The organism is Oryzibacter oryziterrae (assembly GCF_021864535.1).
Lineage (GTDB): Bacteria > Pseudomonadota > Alphaproteobacteria > Rhizobiales > Pleomorphomonadaceae > Pleomorphomonas > Pleomorphomonas oryziterrae.
The window spans coordinates 38,750-59,163 of sequence record NZ_JAKJIC010000024.1; the positions used below are offsets into that span (position 1 = coordinate 38,750).

The 20,414-nt window shown below is 65.6% G+C and carries 15 protein-coding genes; 10 read left to right on the forward strand and 5 right to left on the reverse strand.

The genetic code is table 11. The annotated features are described in order from the left end of the window. Positions 1-245: 245 nt before the first annotated feature. Positions 246-1,049: a DeoR/GlpR family DNA-binding transcription regulator gene (locus tag L2I41_RS19040; RefSeq protein WP_237155183.1), complete on the reverse strand. Its 804-nt coding sequence runs from the start codon at positions 1,047-1,049 to the stop codon at positions 246-248. Between the two features lie 532 nt (positions 1,050-1,581). On the opposite strand from L2I41_RS19040, the gene L2I41_RS19045 reads away from it, so the two are divergent. The 7 genes from L2I41_RS19045 (at position 1,582) to L2I41_RS19075 (ending at position 9,963) form a co-directional block, all read left to right on the forward strand. Continuing rightward, positions 1,582-1,833: an acyl carrier protein gene (locus L2I41_RS19045; protein ID WP_237155167.1), complete on the forward strand. Its 252-nt coding sequence runs from the start codon at positions 1,582-1,584 to the stop codon at positions 1,831-1,833. 2 nt (positions 1,834-1,835) lie between these two features. Continuing rightward, the gene (locus L2I41_RS19050) at positions 1,836-3,017 is read left to right on the forward strand and encodes an acyl-CoA dehydrogenase family protein (RefSeq protein ID WP_237155168.1); all 1,182 of its coding nucleotides are present in this window, start codon (positions 1,836-1,838) and stop codon (positions 3,015-3,017) included. A gap of 5 nt (positions 3,018-3,022) precedes the next feature. Further along, entirely contained in the window at positions 3,023-3,937 is a 915-nt protein-coding gene (locus L2I41_RS19055) for an amino acid--[acyl-carrier-protein] ligase (RefSeq protein ID WP_237155169.1), read from the forward strand. After that, complete coding sequence (locus L2I41_RS19060) at positions 3,934-4,941, forward strand: DUF1839 family protein (RefSeq protein WP_237155170.1); 1,008 nt, start codon at positions 3,934-3,936, stop codon at positions 4,939-4,941. Before L2I41_RS19055 ends, L2I41_RS19060 begins: the two co-directional genes overlap by 4 nt. Positions 4,942-5,147: 206 nt before the next feature. Next, complete coding sequence (locus L2I41_RS19065) at positions 5,148-5,642, forward strand: 2-thiouracil desulfurase family protein (RefSeq protein ID WP_237155171.1); 495 nt, start codon at positions 5,148-5,150, stop codon at positions 5,640-5,642. A gap of 110 nt (positions 5,643-5,752) precedes the next feature. After that, positions 5,753-7,141, forward strand: a complete 1,389-nt coding sequence (fumC, locus tag L2I41_RS19070) for a class II fumarate hydratase (RefSeq protein ID WP_237155172.1) — start codon at positions 5,753-5,755, stop codon at positions 7,139-7,141. A 416-nt stretch (positions 7,142-7,557) separates the two neighbouring features. Then, positions 7,558-9,963 (forward strand): glycosyl hydrolase 2 galactose-binding domain-containing protein, encoded by a 2,406-nt coding sequence (locus L2I41_RS19075; RefSeq protein ID WP_237155173.1) that lies wholly within the window; start codon positions 7,558-7,560, stop codon positions 9,961-9,963. A gap of 9 nt (positions 9,964-9,972) precedes the next feature. On the opposite strand, the gene L2I41_RS19080 is transcribed toward L2I41_RS19075, so the two are convergent. Genes L2I41_RS19080 through L2I41_RS19090 form a run of 3 tightly spaced genes read right to left on the reverse strand, consistent with a single transcriptional unit; the run spans position 9,973 to position 16,713 of the window. Then, the gene (locus L2I41_RS19080; protein WP_237155174.1) at positions 9,973-10,848 is read right to left on the reverse strand and encodes an NAD(P)-dependent oxidoreductase; all 876 of its coding nucleotides are present in this window, start codon (positions 10,846-10,848) and stop codon (positions 9,973-9,975) included. Positions 10,849-10,856: 8 nt separating this feature from the next. Continuing rightward, positions 10,857-14,783, reverse strand: a complete 3,927-nt coding sequence (locus L2I41_RS19085; protein WP_237155175.1) for a translocation/assembly module TamB domain-containing protein — start codon at positions 14,781-14,783, stop codon at positions 10,857-10,859. 10 nt (positions 14,784-14,793) lie between these two features. Further along, a complete protein-coding gene (locus L2I41_RS19090; protein ID WP_237155176.1) occupies positions 14,794-16,713 on the reverse strand; it encodes an autotransporter assembly complex protein TamA in 1,920 nt (639 codons plus the stop codon). Positions 16,714-16,899: 186 nt separating this feature from the next. On the opposite strand from L2I41_RS19090, the gene L2I41_RS19095 reads away from it, so the two are divergent. Beyond that, complete coding sequence (locus L2I41_RS19095; RefSeq protein WP_237155177.1) at positions 16,900-18,591, forward strand: alpha/beta hydrolase; 1,692 nt, start codon at positions 16,900-16,902, stop codon at positions 18,589-18,591. Here the strand turns inward: L2I41_RS19095 and L2I41_RS19100 are convergent. Further along, positions 18,557-19,057: a peptide deformylase gene (locus L2I41_RS19100; RefSeq protein WP_237155178.1), complete on the reverse strand. Its 501-nt coding sequence runs from the start codon at positions 19,055-19,057 to the stop codon at positions 18,557-18,559. The genes L2I41_RS19095 and L2I41_RS19100 overlap by 35 nt on opposite strands. 357 nt (positions 19,058-19,414) lie before the next feature. Between L2I41_RS19100 and L2I41_RS19105 the strand changes: the two genes are divergently transcribed. Both L2I41_RS19105 and L2I41_RS19110 read left to right on the forward strand, forming a co-directional pair. Continuing rightward, on the forward strand, positions 19,415-19,729 hold the full coding sequence (locus tag L2I41_RS19105) for a hypothetical protein (RefSeq protein ID WP_237155179.1): 315 nt from the start codon (positions 19,415-19,417) through the stop codon (positions 19,727-19,729). Positions 19,730-19,876: 147 nt separating this feature from the next. Further along, positions 19,877-20,167: a YciI family protein gene (locus tag L2I41_RS19110; protein ID WP_237155180.1), complete on the forward strand. Its 291-nt coding sequence runs from the start codon at positions 19,877-19,879 to the stop codon at positions 20,165-20,167. Positions 20,168-20,414 lie beyond the last annotated feature (247 nt).

The window sequence follows — 20,414 nt, forward strand, 5'->3', positions numbered from 1 at the left end:
CAAGTCAGGCTATTGCCAAACTATGCCCAGAAAAAGATGAACGACCCTTTTCAGGACGAAAACTCTACTGGGTTTCCCGTTGGCCCATATGCGGCAGGCCGCGATCCAGAGCACCTTGGGAGGTCCCCTCACCTCCTGCGCTCCGCACCGTCTGCAAGCCGTCCGAACCTGTCTCGCTCAGCATGCCCTTTGGATATCAGACCCGTACCATTGTGCAAGGCAACATGCGCAGCCGAAACGATTATTTATTCGGCCTCTGCTGGTTTTCCCGTATCCGGCTCACCCCAATCCGGCGCCGCTTCGATGAGTTCGACACCCTCCGCACGGCATAGCCCACGCACTCCTTCACTTGGGCAACGATCGGTCACGAACACGTCCACCTGGGCCACCGATCCGATGCGCACCGGCGCCGTTCGATCGAACTTGGTCTGGTCGGCCACAAGGATCACGCGGCGGGCATTGGCGATGATCGCCTGCGCCACCTTCACCTCGCGATAGTCATAGTCCAGCAGCGAGCCGTCCTCGTCGATCGCCGACGTGCCGACGATGGCAAAGTCCACCTTGAACTGCCGGATGAAATCCACCGCCGCCTCGCCGACGATGCCGCCGTCCGACCGGCGCACCACCCCACCGGCAATCACCACCTCGATTTGCGGATAGGCCCGCATCACATTGGCAACATTGATGTTGTTGGTGATCACCATCAGCCCGGTGTGCTGCAGCAGCGCCTGCGCCACCGCTTCGGTGGTGGTGCCGATGTTGATGAACAGCGAGGAATCATTGGGCACCAGATTGGCCGCCGCCTGTCCGATCTGCATCTTCTCTGACGAGGCAATCTGCCGGCGGGCGTCATAGCCCACGTTCTCCGTCGACGAGGCCAGCACCGCGCCGCCATGCACGCGGGCAAGCAGGCGCCGATCGCACAGCTCGTTGAGATCCTTGCGAATGGTCTGCGGTGTCACCACGAACCGGGCCGCGAGGTCCTCGACCGTGACGCGACCGACCTGCTTGGCGAGATCCAGGATCGATTGTTGCCGGGCAATCAGCATGTCCTCAAGCCACCCCTTGCGCACCGCCGCGGCCTGAACCCGTCGGGACCGACGGGCGCGCGGGCGATGAAGCCGGCGGCCTTCCGTCCGGCCATTTCCGCCGAAAGCAACCTGACCCACCGGTAGGGCCTATATAGCATCGGGGACCCGAGGGCGTCAGTCAGGAAAACCCGATTTTTTTCAGGGACATTCGCCAGCAGGAGAGACGACAGGCCGGCCGGAGCTCCGCAGCAGCCGGAAGCCCCATCCGCGCTGGAAGCATGCGAAGAACACCATCTTAACCTGAATTCCAGGTAAACATTAAATATAAAATTCTCCATGATCCGTATGATGAACTATTTACACAAATATTTCGCAGAGTACACTATGGTAAAAATAGTATTTAATTCGGCTTTTTAATGTTTTCCCAACGTTTCTACGCTATCTACTGCTCCTACAAACAAGCGCACCGCACAAGGCAGGCCTGTCGAGGGTCGAGCCATGTGACGCAGCGCAGCTCCAGGGAAACACACGTTCGAAAGAGAGGCAGACAATGACGGCAGATATTCGCGAGCTGATTTCCAAGCACGGCAACCTTTCGGTCGACGTCGCCACGCTGGCCGATGAGGCCGATCTCTACGCCGCGGGCCTTTCGTCCTTCGCGTCGGTGCAGCTGATGCTGTCCATCGAGGACGCCTTCGACATCGAATTTCCGGACCGCATGCTGAACCGTCGCTCCTTTGCGTCGATCGCGGCCATTCAGGCCTGCGTCGATGAACTCACCGCCGACAGGAAGGCCGCCTGATCATGAACGCCATGGGCTCCTTCACCGCGAACCGCCTGGCCGACCGCGTCCGTCGCGTCGCCGCCATCGCCGCGCAGTATACCAACCAGGTCGACGCCGAGAACCGCGTGCCCCGCGAGGCCGTCGAAGCCTTGAAGATCGAGAAGCTGCTGTCGGTCATGGTGCCGGTGGAGCTGGGTGGCGAGGGCGCCACCACCGCCGAGATCGCCGACGCCTGCGCCATCCTCGGCACGGCCTGCGGCTCGTCGGCCATGATCTTCGCCATGCACCAGATCAAGATGTCGAGCCTCGTCGAACACGGCATGGGCTCGGAGTGGCATCGCGATCTCATGGCCCGCATCTGCGCCGAACAGCTGGTCATGGGCTCGGCCACCACCGAGGCCGGCATCGGCGGCAACCTCAGAAACTCCATCTGCCATGTCGAGGTCACCGGCGATCGCTTCAAGCTCGACAAGGCGGCGAGCTGCATCTCCTACGCCGAGATCTCCGACGCCATCATGGTCACCTCGCGCGCCCACAAGGACGCAGCCCCCACCGACCAGGTGATGACCGTCGTCATGAAGGACCAGTACAGCCTCGAGCGCACCCATGAATGGAACGTGCTCGGCATGCGCGGCACCCGCTCGGAAGGCTTCATGTTCCGCTCCGAGGGCGACGCCTGCCAGATCCTGCCGCAGCCCTTCGCCGAAATCGCCGCCGAGTCCATGCTGGCCCAGGCCCATATCCTCTGGGGCGCCCTGTGGTGGGGTATTGCCGCCGACGCCTGTGCCCGCGCCCAGAGCTTCATCCGCAGCGAAGCCCGCCGCAATCCCGGCCAGACGCCTGTCGGCGCGCCGCATCTGGTCAAGGCCCTCGGCCACCTGCAGATGATCAAGTCCAACCTGCTGGTCGCCATCGACCAGTATGAGATGGCCAAGCGCGACCACGACTATCTGCAGTCGGTCGGCTATGGCGTCGCCATCAACCTCCTGAAGGTCACCACGTCGGAGACCATTCTCGAGATCATCAACGAATGCATGAACGTCTGCGGCCTGCCCGGCTATCGCATGGATACGCCCTACAGCCTCGGCCGCCATCTGCGTGACGCCCATTCGGCGCAGCTGATGATCTCCAATGATCGCGTGAAGCTCAATGTCGCCGGCATGCTGGCGATGACCAAGCCCGACACCAGCCTCCTGGGGTGAGACCGATGGATCAACAGGCCAGCCTTCTCGACAAGCTGTTCGCAACCGGTCTCCTGGTGGAGACCGGCGTTCAGGGCCTCTACGGCCGCTCGGGCGTCTTCGAGGACGTCATCGCCCGCTTCGATGCTCTGGTGAGCCGCCTCGGCGCCTTCCAGAAGGCGGAAGTGCTGCGCTTCCCGCCCGCCATGCCGCGCGCCTGGTTCGAACGCTCGGGCTATCTCAAGAGCTTCCCGAACCTCGCCGGCACGGTTCACGCCTTCTGCGGCAACGACCAGGACCACGCGGCCCTGCTCGAATGCGTCGCCGCGGGGGACGACTGGACCGGCGGCCAGAAGGCCACCGACATCGTCCTGACACCGGCCGCCTGCTATCCGCTCTATCCGGTGATCGCCCGTCGTGGGGCCCTGCCCGAGGGCGGCGTCACCTTCGACCTGCAGTCCTATTGCTTCCGCCGCGAGCCCTCCAGCGAGCCGACGCGCCAGCAGCTGTTCCGCATGCGCGAATATGTCCGCTCCGGCACGCCCGAGCAGGTTCAGGCCTTCCGCGAGGAATGGATGGATCTCGGCCAGAAGCTCATCGCCATGGTCGGCCTGCCCTTCACCGTCGACGTGGCCAACGATCCCTTCTTCGGCCGCGCCGGGCGCATGATGAAGATGACGCAGCGCGAGCAGGCCCTGAAGTTCGAGCTTCTCGTGCCGGTCAACTCGGAAGAGAACCCCACCGCCTGCCTGTCCTTCAACTATCACCAGGACCATTTCGGCAAGACCTGGGGCATCGAAACCGCCGACGGTGCCGTGGCCCACACCGCTTGCGTCGGCTTCGGCCTCGAACGGGTGGCGCTGGCGCTGTTCCGTCACCACGGCCTCGACGTCACCGAATGGCCGGCACCGGTTCGCGAGGCGCTTTGGGGGACTGAATGAGCGCGCTGGCAACTTCGTCTCCTCCGGCAGGCGGCCACACGGCCGTCTTTCCTGCCCTCGACCCCGCGAGCTACCGGCCGCATCCCCTGCATGCCGCCGAGCGCGCCTGGCCGGAGACCAATTGCTCCGTCGATCTGTGGATCGAGATGATCGCCTGCCTCGGTGCCCCGCCCGAGGCAGCCTTCGGCTTCACCCTGACCCAGGATTTCGAAGGCGATCAGTTCACCTTCTTCAAGATCCCACCCGAGGATCTCGAGCATCTCTACGGCCTGCGCCTCGCCGAACTTGCCATCTTCGACGATCCCGAGCTGCATCTGGCCGAACAGGTGGCGCGCGGTCGCCTCTGCCTGATCGAACTCGACAGCTTCTTCCTGCCCGACACGCGCGGCGTCGCCTATGGCCTCGAGCACGGCAAGACCACGGTTGGCGTCAACCGCATCGATCTCACCGCCCGTCGCCTCGACTATTTCCACAACGCCGGCTACTTCACCCTCGAAGGCGCCGATTTCGACGGTCTGTTCCAGATCGGCCGTCGCGCGCCGGACGCGCCCTTCCTGCCCTATACCGAATTCGTCAAGCTGCCCGAGCGTATCGACACCTCCGCCCTCGCGGACAAGGCGGCGGCGCTGCTCGCTCGCCATCTCGCCCGCGTGCCCGTCGCCAACCCGGTCACGGCCTTTGCCCAGCGCTTCGCCGCCCAGGCCGCCGGTCTCTATGAGCGCCCGGCCTTCTTCCACAAATACGCCTTCAATACGCTCCGCCAACTCGGCGCCAACTTCCTGCTGCTCTCGGACCACCTGGACTGGCTGGAAGCCCAGGGCAAGGGCGAATTTGCCGCCGAACGCGACGCCGCCTTCGCCATCTCCGAGACCGCGAAGATCGTGCAGTTCCAGCTCGCCCGCGCCGTCGCCCGCCGCAAGGCCGACAGCCTGCCGCCCATGATGACGCCGGCCGCGGAAAGCTGGGACAAGCTCATCGCCGGCCTGACCTCCAAGCTCGGCTGACACCAGCAACAAGCCCGCATCGAAGGCGCGGCCGCGGCTCATGCTGCGGCCATGTTGCGCAGCAAAGAGTCATGCTGAACAGGAGTCACGGCATCGTGAGTCCAACTGGAAGACACTCGCATTGAGAGAATCTCCCCAGCCAGACTCGCGTGGCGACAGTCCGGTCCGGGATCGACGCGCGCGCTGTCGCGCCCTATGCTCGGCCCATGACCATCCGAATCCTCGTCAGCGCCTGCCTGCTCGGCCAGCCCGTCCGCTATGACGGCAACGCCCGTCTCACCGGTCACGCCATTCTCGCCCGCTGGCAGGCGGAAGGCCGTGTGGTCGCCGCCTGCCCCGAAGGCTTGGGCGGCCTGCTCACCCCGCGTCCCAGCGCCGAGATCGAACGCGCCCAAAGCGGCGATGATGTGCTCGACGGGCGCGCCCGCGTGTTCGACGCCCTCGGCGACGACGTCACCACCGCCTTCATTGCCGGCGCCCGCGCCACCCTCGATCTCGCGCTTGCCACCGGCTGCACCCACGCGCTCCTCACCGAGCGCAGCCCCTCCTGCGGCAGCGCCACGATCTACGACGGCAGCTTCTCCGGCCTCCGCCACCCCGGCAACGGTGTCACCACCGCGCTGCTCGCCCGTCACGGCATCACCGTCTTCGGCGACGACCGCATCGAAGAGCTGGACGCCCTACTCCTCGCGCAATCTTGAACGCCGGGGCCAAACCCGCCCGCGCATTTCCCCTGACGCCCGCAGCCGAGACGGCCTAACATCCGGCCCAACGTCCATGCGCGCCACGCGCCGCCAGCCGGAGCTCCCCCATGTCCACCCGCATCGAAACCGACACCTTCGGCCCCATCGAGGTCGACGCCTCCGTCTACTGGGGCGCCCAGACCGAGCGCTCGCGCGGTAACTTCAAGATCGGCTGGGAGAGACAGCCTCTCGCCGTCATCCACGCGCTCGGCCTCATCAAGCGGGCGGCGGCAGAGACCAACCACGCCCTCGGCCTTCTCGACGACCGCCTGACCGCCGCAATCGTCGAGGCCGCCCAGGAGGTGGCCGACGGCAAGCTCGACGCCCATTTCCCGCTGGTGGTCTGGCAGACCGGTTCGGGCACCCAGACCAACATGAACGCCAACGAGGTCATCTCCAATCGCGCCATCGAGCGCCTCGGCGGGGTGCTCGGCTCCAAGCAGCCGGTGCACCCCAACGACCACGTCAACATGAGCCAGTCGTCCAACGACACCTATCCCACCGCCATGCATCTCGCCGGCGCCATCGCCACAAGCCGCAGCCTCCTGCCCGCGCTCGCCCATCTGCGCGACGCGCTCCGCGTCAAGGTCGCCGCCTGGTCGGACATCATCAAGATCGGCCGCACCCACACCCAGGACGCCACGCCCCTCACGCTTGGCCAGGAGTTCTCCGGCTACGCCCAGCAGGTGGACAACGGCATCGCCCGCATCGAGATGACCCTGCCCCTGCTGATGCAGCTCGCCCAGGGCGGCACCGCCGTGGGCACCGGCCTCAACGCCCCCAAGGGCTTTGCCGAGGCGATCGCCGCCCGCCTCGCCGAGCTGACCGGCCTGCCCTTCACCTCGGCCCCCAACAAGTTTGAAGCCCTCGCCGCCCACGACGCCATGGTGATGACCCACGGCGCCCTCAACACCGTGGCCGCCAGCCTGTTCAAGATCGCCAACGACATCCGCCTGCTCGGCTCCGGTCCCCGCTCGGGCCTCGGCGAACTCGCCCTGCCGGAGAACGAGCCCGGTTCGTCGATCATGCCCGGCAAGGTCAACCCGACGCAGTGCGAAGCGCTCACCATGGTCTGCTGCCAGGTCTTCGGCAATCACGCCGCGCTCACCTTCGCCGGCAGCCAGGGCCATTTCGAACTCAACGTCTACAATCCCGTCATGGCCTATAACTTCCTGCAATCGGTCCAGCTGTTGACCGACGCCGTCCGCTCCTTCACCGACCATTGCGTCACCGGCATCGAACCGCGCCGCGCCAACATCCAGGCCGCGCTCGACCGCTCGCTGATGCTGGTCACCGCGCTTGCGCCCAAGGTGGGCTACGACATCGCCGCCAGGATCGCCAAGGCGGCCCACGCCAACGGCACCACCCTGCGCGAGGAGGCAATTGCCGGCGGTTACGTCACCGCCGAGGAGTTCGACAGCTTGGTCCGCCCGGAGAAAATGCTCGGACCGAGCTGAAAGCCGGGCCGTCAGCGCCAGTGTCCCAAGCAAAGCCAACGCCTCCAAATGGCAGGCCCGACGACGGCCGGTGACTGTTTCCGCGTGAGCGGTAACCGTCACCTATTCGCCTGCCGCAAACCCACGCGGCCTGTACGGTTCCCCTACGCAAGGTGACAGTTGCGCCGGCTTCGCCGTCGAAACAGTCACCGGCATTCATTGCACCAAGCCCGCTCCGCTCACCCTCCCCCCTTCCGCTTGTCATGGTCCGCGAAGGCGGACCATCCACGCAGTCATGGCGAACAAGCCCGAAGGTCCGGATCCCCACGCGAGCCGCCACACTTTGCCGGTCCGGCCCAGAGAACGCGCCTCCGTTAACCCGACTTTCCACTCCCTCCGTTATCCTCGCGCCAGTTCTTCCTCCGGACCCAGCGCGCATGACTTCCGCCCTCGATCTCTCCTGGCACCTTGTCGTCACCGAAGCCGGGCGCTTTGCCCTGCCCTCCGAAGTGTCGGGAGACCGCCTGCCCGCCTCCGCCCCCGGCACCGCGGCGGGCGCCCTGGCCGAAGCAGGCCTCTGGTCGCCCGGCACGCCGTTGAAGCTCCACGACAAGGACGTCTGGTATCGCGCGACGGTGCCGGCGACCGGCCGCTTCACGCTCGATCTTGCCGGCCTTGCCACCATCGCCGAGGTCTACCTGGGCGACACCTGCCTGCTGACGAGCCGCAATGCCTACCGGCGTCACCGCCTGCCGCTCGACCTTGCCGCCGGCGACAGCCTGTCGATCGCCTTCCGCGCCCTCGCCCCGCATCTTCAGGTGAAGGGGCCGCGCGCCCGCTGGCGCGTGCCCATGATCCCCGAGCAAGGCCTCCGCCTCGTCCGCACGCCGCTCATCGGCCACATGCCCGGCTGGACCCCGCCCGTCGACATCGTCGGTCCCTTCCGCGCCTGCACCCTCTTGCCCCAGGCACCCTTCGAGATCGTAAGCTGCACCACGCGCATGGACGGCAGCACCGGCCACGTCCAAATAGTTATCCGGCTTATAAATGACGAAGCAGCCACCTTCCACTGCGGCAAATTCAAGGAAAAACTCGCGCAAAACGGCGATATTTATTCGGCTAATATTTCGATTCCCGACGCACCCCTGTGGTGGCCGCATACCCACGGCCCCCAGCCGCTTCTGCCCCTCGCACTGACCGTCGGCGACACACGCATTGATATAGGTCACGCGGGGTTTCGCACAATCGAAAGCAATTCCGAATCCGGCTTTGGATTAACCGTCAACGGCGAAGCCGTCTTCTGTCGCGGCGCCGTCTGGACTGAAGCTGACCCGATCGGCCTCGGCGCGAGCCGTGCCGTCTACGAGCCTTTCCTCGTCAAGGCGCGTGAGGCCGGCATGAACATGATCCGCGTCGGCGGCACCATGATCCCGCCCGGCCGCGCCTTCTACGAAGTCTGCGACGAGCTTGGCCTGATGGTCTGGCAGGAGTTCCCCTTCGCCAACTTCGACTATCCCATCGCCGATCCCGATTTCCGCGCCGAGGTCGAGGCCGAGAGTGCTGACCTCTTGTCGACGATCGGCACCGCCCCGTCGCTCACCGTGCTCTGCGGCGGCTCGGAGGCCGCCCAGCAGGCCGCCATGATGGGCCTGCCCTCCGATCGCTGGCCCGGCCCGCTCTATGACGAGGTACTGCCTGCGATCGCCGCCCGCCATCGGCCCGACGTCCCCTATGTGCCCAACTCCCCCAGCGGCGGGCCGCTGCCCTTCCTGCCCAATGCCGGCGTCGGCCACTATTATGGCGTCGGCGCCTACAAGCGCCCGCTGGAGGACGCCCGCCGCGCCGCCGTCGGCTTTGCCGCCGAATGCCTTGCCTTCTCCAACATCCCCGAGGCCGACCACCTCGACCGGCATCTGCCCGGCGTGCCACCGCACGATCCGCGCTGGAAGGCTACCGTCCCGCGCGACCTCTCGGCCTCCTGGGATTTCGAGGATGTGCGCGAGCATTACCTGCGGGAGGTCTTCAAGGTCGACCCCGACCGCCTGCGCCGGGAGAACCTCGCCCTCTGGCTCGACCTCGGCCGCCTCGTCACGGGCCACGTCATGGCCGAGACTTTCGCCGAGTGGCGCCGGGCCGCCGCCCCCACTCAGGGCGCGCTCGTCTGGACACTGATGGACCTCGCCCCCGGTGCCGGCTGGGGCCTGATCGACAGCGACGGCACGCCGAAGCCCGCCTGGCATCTTGTCAGGCGCGCGCTGCAGCCGGTCCAGGTGCTGCTCACCGACGAGGGCACCAACGGCCTCTCGGTCCACCTCATCAACGAGACCGCCGACGCCATCGCCGCCAGGCTCGAACTCCTCTGCCTGAAGGATGGACGCACCCCGATCATCCGCCGCAGCCACGAGATCGAGCTCGCCCCGCGCTCCAATGTCGAACGCTCCGCCTATGACCTGATCGGCGCCTTCTTCGACATCACCTATGCCTATCGCTTCGGTCCGCCGGGCCACGACGTCACGGTTGTCAGACTGGTCGACGCCACCACCGGCACACCTCTCTCCGAGGCCTTCCACCATCCGCTCGGACTCGATCACAACCGCCTTCAACCGGACGTTCGCGTCACCTGCGACATCGGCGAGGTCTGCGACATGTACACCGAGGTCGTGTTACATGCAGATGCCTATGTCCCCTGGGTCCACGCGACATTTCCGCGACATTCCTGCCGGCACAACTGGCTGCCGCTTGTCCCCGGCCACCCGCACAGGCTGCGCCTTGAGGGCACCGGCCCGGTCAGCGGCACGATCGCGCTGCCCGGCGGCCGCATCCTCGCAACCCTCGGCGGCTGACGGCGCGTATCAGCCGTCCCGCAGCGTCAGCCACAGGCCCGCGTGATCCACATCCCCATGATTTTCATAGGTTTTCCGGAAGAGATCCAGCGCCAGCCGCGTGAACGGGTCGCTCGCCCCGGCAGCCTCGGCGACGCGCGCCGCATTCTCCAGATCCTTGATCTGTAACGATGTTCTGCCGCCGGGCACGAAATCGCGGTCCGTCATGCGCTCTCCGTGCAGGTCGAGGATCCGGCTCTCGGCAAACCCACCCCTCAGCGCCGCCCGCACCGCCTTCGGGTCCGCCCCCGCCTTTTCCGCCATCACCAGCGCCTCGGCCACCGCCCCGATGGTGATGCCGACGATCATCTGGTTGGCAAGCTTGGCCACCTGCCCGGCCCCGCTCGGCCCCACCAGAAGCGGCCGCCCCATCAGCTCGAGCACCGGCTTAACCCGTTCGAACACCTCGGCTTTTCCGCCCGCCATGATCGCCAGCGTCGCAGCTTCCGCCCCCTTGGTGCCACCGGAAACCGGCGCATCCAGATGCTCGATCCCGAGCGCCTCCAGCCGCACCGCGTGTGCGCGCGCCTCCTCTGGGGCAATCGAGCTCATGTCGATCACCATCGCCCCCGCCTTCATGGCAGCGGCGGCGCCCTGGTCGAACAGCACCTCGGCCACCGTCTCGCCCCTGGACAGCATGGTGATCACCACATCGGCGCCCGCAACGGCCTCCGCCGGTGTCATCGCCACTCGGGCACCCAGCTCCTTGAACGGCAAGGCCTTGTCGGGACTGCGATTCCACACCGTCACCCGATGCCCGGCGGAGATCAGATGCGGCGCCTGCCGCGACCCCATCAGCCCCATTCCCAGAAAGGCGATGCTCGTCTTGTCAGCCTCGATTGCCATGTTCGCACTCAATATTCGTGTTCGTAATAGACGCCCACCTTCGACTCGGCCTGCGTCGCTTCCGCCTTGGCCTTGAGGTCGTTGGTGATGTCGAGATTGACCGCCACACCGCTCTGGCCGTTGCCACCGGCGGTGACGCCAAGATAAACCTTTTCAGTGATATAGCGCCCGGCCTTCACCGCCGCATTGCCGTTCTTGTCGGTGGTCACGTCGAGATCGTCGAGCCCGATGGAACTGCGCAGGCGGTCGAGCAAGCCGTTGTCGCGGCCCCCGCCGGCCAATTGCGCCACCGCCGTCGCCAGCAGCCCGATCTGCACCGGCGACAGCTCCGACATCGACCGCTTGAACAGGAAACGCGCCAGAATCTCGTCCTGCGGCAGCTCCGGCGAGGAACTCAGCACGATCTGCGGGTCCGACGCCCGGCCCGTCACGGAGGCGGTAACCGAAATCTGGTCGGACTCGGTTGTCGCCGAGAAGTCGATGGACGGGTCGAGATCGCCGGTCAGCGTCACGCTGCCGCGGTCAAATGTGATGCGCTGGCCGATCACGTCCACCCGTCCACGGATCAGGTTGAAACTGCCGATCGGCTGGACATTATCGAGCGTTCCCAGCACCTTGAGCGAACCACCCAGCTCGGCATCGATGCCGCGTCCGCGCACGAACAGCCGTGCCGGCGCCCGGATCTCAAGGTTCAGCCCCACGCTGCCGGAGACGCTGCCGCCCTTCTTGGGCGCCGCCGCCACGATCCGCTCCAGCGTCCGTTTGACGTTGGGCGGCGGGAGCCGATGCTTGACGTCGAGGATGTTGGCGCTGGCGCCCATGCCCTCGGGAATGGTGATCTCCGCCCGCGCCACGTCGATGCCGCCGGCGACGGCAAGACCGCCTGTCACCGATCCCTTGATGGAAATATCCCCACCGACCGTGGCCGTGATAATCTTGCCGTCAGTCACCTTGGTCTTGCCGAAGGTGACGTTGAGATCAACCGGCAGGCCGGCATTGGGATCAAGACCGATCGAACCCTTGAGCCCCACCTGCCCGCCACCATTGAGCACGGCGCTGAAGCTGTCGACAACGGCCGCCTTCGGCGTCAGGTTCAGGCGCAAGGCGATGCCGGTCAGCCGGTTGGTGCTCTGGGGATCGACAAGGCTGCCGTCCGCCACCTGTACCGAGCCGCCAAAGCGGGGGTCGGCAAGCGAACCGCTGACGAGAATGTCTGCCGTCGCCGTCCCCTGAACGCGAGCGCCGCGGACCGCCAGCAGACGATTGCCCAGCGCCAGGGGGATCGTTGCCTTGGCTTTCACGTCGAGACCAGCCCCCGACAACGGCACCCGGCCTGCGGCGTCAACGGACAGCCCGGGATCGCCGGAAACCTTAAGCGATTGGAAATCAACGGTATTATTGGCATATTGCCCCTTGGCCGCCACCGTGAAGGGGGCAAGACCCGCCTGGACGGCCTGGCTCGCCGACACCCCTCGCAGCGTCACGGCAAAGCGGGTCGCCTGCAAAGTTCCCTCCGCCGTCGCCTCAACCGAGGCCACCTTGACGCCACCGGAACTGACCGCCTCCGCCGTGCCCTTGCCGGTCACCGCGGCTGCGCCGAACAGGTCGGAGATCTCCGCCGAAAGGGTCGCCGCGCCGACGCTGCTGCCCTCCACGCGCAGGCCACTCGCCTTGACGGCGACCTCTGCCGCCTGCTGTCCGCCAACAGAGGTCAGCCCCACAGTGCCCTTCACCGCCCCATGCGCCTCCACCAGCGCCAGCGGCGCCAGAGCGGCAATGTCGGGCGAATCCATGGCCAGTTGCCCGTCCATCAGCCTCGCGGGCGACAGCCGGACATCGCCTGAAATCCTGGTCTTTCCCGCCGAAAGCTTCAACCCGGAAAAGCTCCGGCTGCCATCCTCCCCGCTGCCGAGGCTCGCCGCCACTTGCAGCGGGACCTTGTCCAACGCCCCACCGCCGGAAAGACGTCCGTCGAGCTTCGCCCCGTCGAGTTGCCCGTCAAAGGCGATCTTGAGCGGCTTGAGATCATGCCCCCTGAGCCGCAGCCCGGGCGAGGAAAGATCGGCGGTCACGTCAAACGGGGCACCGCTGCCGCCGAGATGCACCCGCGCGGCGAGCGGGCCGGAGGCTTCGTCCAACATCTTGTTGAGATTGTGGATTTCAGCGCTCGCCGTAACATCGGTCACTGCCTTGGCCTGCTGTCCGTCTAGGGTCAGCGAGAAGGCCTCACCGCCGAGCGTGACACCGTCGAACAGCACCCCGCCCGTATCCCGGCGCACGCGCCCGGCCACCGACACCACACCCGCCAGCAGCCGATCCGCCGCGGCAGCGCCAAGGGTCACATCCGTCGCCTTGCCGTCGAGCACCAGATCGAAAGCGCCGGTCATCGGCGTGAGACCGCCGGTCGTCGACAGCGACAACGCCCCGGACAGCGGCCGCCCCGCAAGACCCGACGCCGGGCGCAAGTCCGCCATTTCGATCTGCTGCTTGCCGGAGATCATGCCACCGGTCACTTCACCCGAGAAGCGCGCCGCCGCCGTCGGCGTGCTCAGTTCTGCAAGGTCGATGACAAGTGGATGGCCCCCGCTCCAGTTGCCGGCCGCCTTGAAGGCTGCTTCCCCACCGACGGCCTTCGCCAGATCCGGGTCGCCCGGCTGCAGGCCTTGGGTCGCGCCGGCCAGATCGAAGGTCACATGCCGGTCAGCAGCCCGATCCAGCGCCTCGGCGACACCGCCGCCGCGCAAGGTCACGCGGTCCGCCTTGCCGGCGGATGTCACCAGTGTATCGGCGTCAAGGTCCAGCGACCAACGCCCGCCCTGGCCGAACACCAGTGCAAACCGGGCGCCGCCCAGCCCGGTCGTCGAGGAGGCCCCGCCAATCGGCAGGAAGCTGCCGTCCTTGCCAAGCTTCCCCTTGAGATCAAGCGCCGTCGGAAACCCGTCTGCCGCCAACTGGGCGGACCCGTCGAGGCTCAACACCGGCGCGGCCAGCGTCAGCCGATCGATGGCAATCCGCCCGTCGCCGCCATAGCGCCCGTCGAGATCGAAATGCCCATCGCCGGCGAGATAAAGCGCATAATCGGGCTGCACCAGCGGGCTGAGATCGCCATTCATCTGGCTCGCAAAGCGATAGCCGTCACCATCGGCAGAGATCGTGGTCTTGCCCGAAAGCAGTCTGCGGCTGTCGCTGTCGAAGGCCACATCCGCGGAAAAATCGCTGAGCGGCCCCGTTCCCTTCACCGTCAGGTCCAGTGCCGGTCGCTCAGGGATGCCGAGCACGCCCGAGAGCATGCCGCCCTTCGGCTCGTGCAACCCGAAGTCGAGGTCAAGCGTCTTGGTGCCGCCGTCGAAATTCGCCTTGACCGCCAGCTTGGCCGGCTGGCCGTCAATGCGTTCAATGGCAAGATTGGAGGTGAGCGATCCACCGGACAGCGACAGCGCACCTTCCACGGTCAGCAGCGCGTCCTCGCCCATCACCGGAGCGGACAGAGCCACTTCACCGATCCGCAGCTTGCCGATCTCCACGGCCACCGGCAACTCCGGCACCGAGAAGCCTTCGCTCGCCGCCGGCGTCACCGTGTCGGCCGGCAGAGGCTTGCGGATCACCTCGAGGCGATCGGCCTCCAGCGTATCGACACTGAGCGTCCCCGTCAGCAGTGCCGTCCGGCTCCACTTGAGATGGGCGCCGAGGATCCGCAGCCAGACACCCTGCCGGTCGGCAATGGTGATCTCCGGCAGCGTCACGTCGGAGGAAAGCGCGCCATCGATCGCACTGATCGCAATCTTGCGATCGGGCGTCGAGAGCTTCTCCTCGACCCAGTTCAGAAAGGCTCCCTTCTCGGCACTGACAGTGTCATCGGCCAGGACAGGACCGACCGAGACCACACCGAGGAGACACAGGACGGCGACGAACGCGCCAACAATCAACTTCCGCACGTTCGCCTCCTCAGAAGCTCTGGCCGAGACCGGCATAGATGGCAAAGGACGGGTCTCCCGACCCGGGATCGAGCGGCACGGCCATGTCGAGACGCACGGGTCCGAGACCGGTGTAATAGCGGATACCCGCACCGACACCGATCTTCACGCCGTCGTCAAAGTCCGGGTAGCTTGACGCAAAGGCGTTGCCGGCATCGGCGAAGATCACGGCACCGAAGCTGTCGGTCAGCTTGGCCCTGAGCTCGACCGACCCGTCGACATAGGACAGGCCGCCCACCACCTTGCCGCCGCTGGTAGGGCCAAGATTGCGATAGGAATAGCCCCGCACCGACGAACCGCCGCCGGCGTAGAACAGGCGACCGTTCGGCATTTCGCTGGACGGCGCCCCGACCAGCGAACCAACGCCGAGACGGCCGGCCAGCACGAAGTCGCCGCTCGCGTCCATCGCCCAATAGCCCGTCGCCTTGGCCTCCGAGATCAGGCCCGTGTTGCCGAAGGAGAACTCCTGGAACGGCGTCAGCGCCAGTTGCGCCGTGAAGCCCTCGTGCGGGTCGGTCTTGCTGTCGCGGCTGTCATAGGCGAGCGTTGCCGGCAATCCCGCAAACAGGAACTTGTCGGTCCCCTCGGGGTCGCTGTCGCGCGACGCAGTGACGTCAACCCCGACGGTGCCGCTCAGATACTCGTCAAACGCATGCGCCAAGCCGAGCTTGGCCGTCACAGCGGTCTCGGTATAGCTGTCGTAGACGCTGCGGTTGGCCGACAGGCCTGCAGTCAGATCCGTGAACGGCGTGAAGATGCCCGGCTTGCTGAAATCAGCCGAAACGGCATAGGTGAAGTCGCCCACATTGGTGCCGTCGATGCCCGATATCTCACCCGACAGCTTCAGCTGCTCGGCATGGCCGAACAGGTTGCGATGCTGCCAGTAGCCCTCAAGGCCGGCGCCGTCCAGGGTCGAGTAGGTGACGCCACCGCCGAACACATGGAGCGGCCGCTCCGCCACATTCAACGTCAGGGGCAACTGACCGTTGGGGTCGAGTGTCTTGGCTTCCTCGATGCGCTGGCTGGAGAACACGCCGAGACGGCGCAGGTTCTTCTCGCCACGCGCAATGACGGCGGGATCGTAGCGCTGCCCCGGCTGGATGCCGGTCATCCACGCCACATAGGCCGGGTCCATCGCGCTGGTACCAGTCACCGCCACGCCGCCGAAACGCGCGAGCGGGCCGGGATCGACCTTGATGCTGACATCGAGCGTGTTGCGGTCATGATTGGCCACCGTGTCGCGGCTGAGGATCGCCGCAAGCGGATGTCCTTGCCGCCGCCACGCGTCGATCAGCGCCTTCTCGCTGTCGACAACAGCACCTGCCCGTGCCGGCTGGCCGGACACAAGCCCGAGCCCTGTGGGCGTCGCAAGGGGACGATCGTCAGGCAGAGCGGGCGCCTGCCCGTCCACATGCACGTCGCCGAAATGAAACTCCGGGCCGGGATCCACCGTGATCTTCACAGCCACCGGGTTGGACAGCACAGCATCGGGCGCAATCCCGTCGGGATCCTTGCCGCCAACCGTAATGTCCACCGCCCCGCCATAATGGCCTTCGCGATAGAGAGCCGCGGTGATGCGGCCATATTCGGCGGCGACCTGAGAGAGAAAGGCCGCAGTCGACGGAGGCGGCCGATCTTCGCGTGCTGTCCACAAGGCCGAGGCGGCCTCGACGGCATCGCGCAAGGCGGAATCCGGCGAGGCCACGGAAACGTCGACCGTGTAGCGCTGGGCATCGGGTGACACGTCCGCCGCGGCATCCGGAGCAGCCTCGAAGAAGCGGTGCACGAAGACCTCAAAGGCAAGGGCCGGCTGCGCCGCAAAGGGCACACCGACGAGAACCGCCATCAGGGCCAGGCTTGCGCCGGGGCGCCGCTCTCCACAGTTACGCATAACTCACTCTGCCTTGCACGCGCCCCATCCCCCGTCACAAATCTAACTCAAATCGCAAGGCTCCGAAACAAGAGACACAGCTTTCCGGCCATTGCAGGCAAAACCATACGTTCACACCCCTTAAAGGCATGCATCTTATGTTCAATATGAGTATCCTGACGCCGTCCTCTCTTGATTGAAGTTCCAATGTCCGCACCTGCCGCGTTGTTTCAACCTCTTGCTTTTGACGGAATTGCGGCCAGCTACCACCCGGCGGCTGGCAATGTTGCCGTTCTTCTGGTGGGAAGTTGCGGTTACGAGCAGTTCTGCATGGCGCGCAGCTGGCGGCAGTTTGGCGAGCGACTGGCCGCCGCGGGCTTCCCGACGCTGCGCTATGACCATCCCGGCCAGGGCGACAGCCTGGATCCGCAGCCCCTGACCCTTGAGCATTGGAACACGGCCCTGATCGCCGCGGCTCATCAACTGATGCGCCATTCGGGTGCCGGCCGGCTTGTTCTGATCGGTCACGGCATCGGCGCCACGCTGGCGCTCGACAACCTGCCCCATCTGCACGGTGTCGCCGGCCTGGTGGCCATGGCACCCGTGGTGCAAGGGCGCGTGTGGCTGCGCGAGCTTGCCGCCTGGTCGGCGATGATCGGGGGCGCCTCGGAAGGCGAACTCTCCGTCGGTGGCTTTACCCTGCCCGAAGACCTCGCCATCGGCCTGCGCAGCCTCGATATCAGAGACAGTCGTCCGCTCGTCCCCTTCAACCTCATGGTGGCCCGAGAGGCGCGCCCGGACGACGCAGCGCTGGCACAAGCCTTTGCCAAGACCATACCCTTTGAGGGCTACGAGGGCGTGACGCGCGACCCCACGGGCAATCAGGCACCTTTTGAAACCTACGACGCCGTCATCGCGGAACTGAAAGCCGCCTTCCCGCAACCGGAGCCGGCTGAAACCGGCCCGCGCATGCTGCCGCCCGCCGTGCTCTCGGCTGCCGAGTTCCGCGAGACGGCCGTACGCTTCGGCGCCAACGACCAGCTCTACGGCATTCTGGTCGAGCCGTTGCGCCCCAGGAGCCGCCTTCTCACCGTCTTCGTGCCGGCCGGACGGGATCCGCATATCGGCTGGTCCCGCATCGCCGTCGATCACGCGCGGCGCCTGGCCCAGGCCGGATATCCCTCTTTCCGTTTCGACGTGTCAGGCAATGGTGAATCACTGTTGCGCGCCGGTCAGGACGGCCGTGAACTGCTCTACGCGTCTGACAACAGCGACGATACAGCCACCGCCCTCGGCTGGCTCAAGCGCCACGGCTATGACCACACGCTTCTGATCGGTCGCTGCAGCGGCGGCTACGTCGCCTTGCATACCGCTGCGATGCGTGCCGAGGTCAAGGCGCTGATCATGGTCAACGTGCTGCGCATCATCTGGGACCCCACCGAAACCGTGGAGCTCGCCCTCAACGCCGACGTTCGTCCCCTTGCCCTGCAAAACCGGGGTTTCACCGACGGCAACAAGCTGAAAAAATTCCTGTCCGGTGAAATCGATCGCAAGGCGGCACTGTGCAAGGCCGTGAGACTGATATGGCGCAAGATGCCCGCCTGGCCCTGGAGCGGTGCCCAGCGTCGGCTCCGCCAGGGGCGAGCGCTGTTCCACGCGCTCTCTGAACGGCAGGCCAATGTCACCTTCGTCTCAGCCGAAGAGGACGGCAGCCTCGACCGCTTCGCCGAGCTGTTCGGCCCCGAAGGCAAGCAGCTGTCGGCCTATCCCGGATTGAGTTTCGAGCGCCTGATTGGCTCCGATCACAACCTCAATCAACAGGCCGCCCGTGACACGCTCTTCGCAATCCTGATGGATCGTCTGGTCAAGACCGAGACTGCAGCTTCTTCCAGCGCTTGATCAGACGCTCCCGCTTGAGGCGCGAGAGACGGTCGATCCAGAAGACCCCGTCGAGCTGGTCGATCTCGTGCTGCAGCACCGCCGCCGGCCAGCCTTCCAGCACCTCTTCGCCCGACGCACCATCCGCGTGCTGGTAGCTCACGCGGATCCGCTCAGGCCGCTCGACGGTCTCCGTCACGCCCGGCAACGACACGCTCCCCTCTTCATGCACGGCAGTGGCCACCGACGCGTCCTCGACGCGCGGATTGACGTAAACCGTAACTGGCAGCTCCGGCGACAGCCGCACCACAACGACGCGCAAGAGAACCCCGAGATGGGGAGCGGCGAGCCCGATGGCCGGCGCCTCATCAAGGGCGCGGCTCAACTGGCCGATCAGCCGGCCGAGGTCATCCCCGAAATCCGTCACAGCGGACGCGGCCGTCGACAACACCGGCGAGGGGTAACGCACGATCTCAATGGCGGACATCTGGATCCCTTCATCGGACAGCAACCGAAATCTTTTCGGACCGACCTGTCTTCCTGTGGCCATGCTAAACAATCGGTTACGCGGGATTCAGTCAGAAAGTTGAGACACGTAAACCGAGATCTGACGCCTTTTAGCAAAATGCGAGTCAGATCTTAACCGGCAGATCGGCCAATTTCCGTGCTTTCCGCAAAAGTCTCCCAATCCAGCGGAAACCAATCCTAACAAAGTCTGAATCGCCCCGGAAAACTGGTAAACACAAGCCTATTTTGATCATGTAAATTGCATTGACGACAGGAACCGCGTCTTCAAGCGCCCTTGCTACAACGGCGACACGGAGAAACTGCGGAGTTTAGTCAAATGAAATCCATCCTGTTCAGCACCGTTCTTGCCGTTGCAGTGACACTCGGCGCTTCCAACGCCAATGCCTTCAACATGCACGTTCCCAAGGCCATGGTCGTCGCCGCCATCGAGGGGTCGGCTGTGGTTGACACCCGTCCCACAGGCTCGCTCCAGGCCTTCACCATCCTCAAGGTCGCCGGCGACTATGCCAGCTTCCTGCGCCAGCAAGTGATCCACGTGATGGCCCCCAGCAATTTCGCCGCCATCGGCCTCGCCATCGAGAAGGTCGTCGGCCAGAACCACGTCGACAGCGCCTTCACCATCGCGATCTGATTTCGGACTCCACGGTTTCTCTTGCCGCGCCGAATGAGCCCGTCACCGCCAACGCGGTGGCGGGCTTTTCCTTGTGGCCCTTTGCACTTGCCTTGCCGGGACGAGGTGTCTACCGTCCACGGCAAACATCGACCCGCAGAGGCAAGCATGCATTTCATCGTCAGTTGCACCGACAAGCCCGACCACATGGCCGTCCGCCTTGAGAACCGCCCTGCTCATGTGGAGTTCCTGAAGGCCAACGCCAGTTCCATTCCGGTTGCCGGTCCCTATATTTCCATCGACGGCACTGCCATGCTCGGCTCCATGCTGATCATTGAGGCCGAAAGCGTCGAGGCGGTCGAAGCCATCCTGGCTCAGGACCCCTATGCCAAGGCGGGCCTGTTCGAAGCCGTTTCCATCAAGCCGTGGAAATGGGTCATCGGCGCCCCGCAAGCCTGATCCCTCCGCCTTCGCGAGCCCAGCTCACCCGAGCGAAGAGCGAGGCAGCCCGAATGGGCCGGAAGACAAACCCACGCGAGCCCTGCTCGCACGAGCGAAGAGCGAGGCGGCCCGAATGGGCCGGAAGACAAACCCACGCGAGCCCAGCTCGCCCGAGCGAAGAGCGAGGCGGCCCGAATGGGCCGGAAGACAAACCCACGCGAGCCCAGCTCGCCCGAGCGAAGAGCGAGGCGGCCCGAATGGGCCG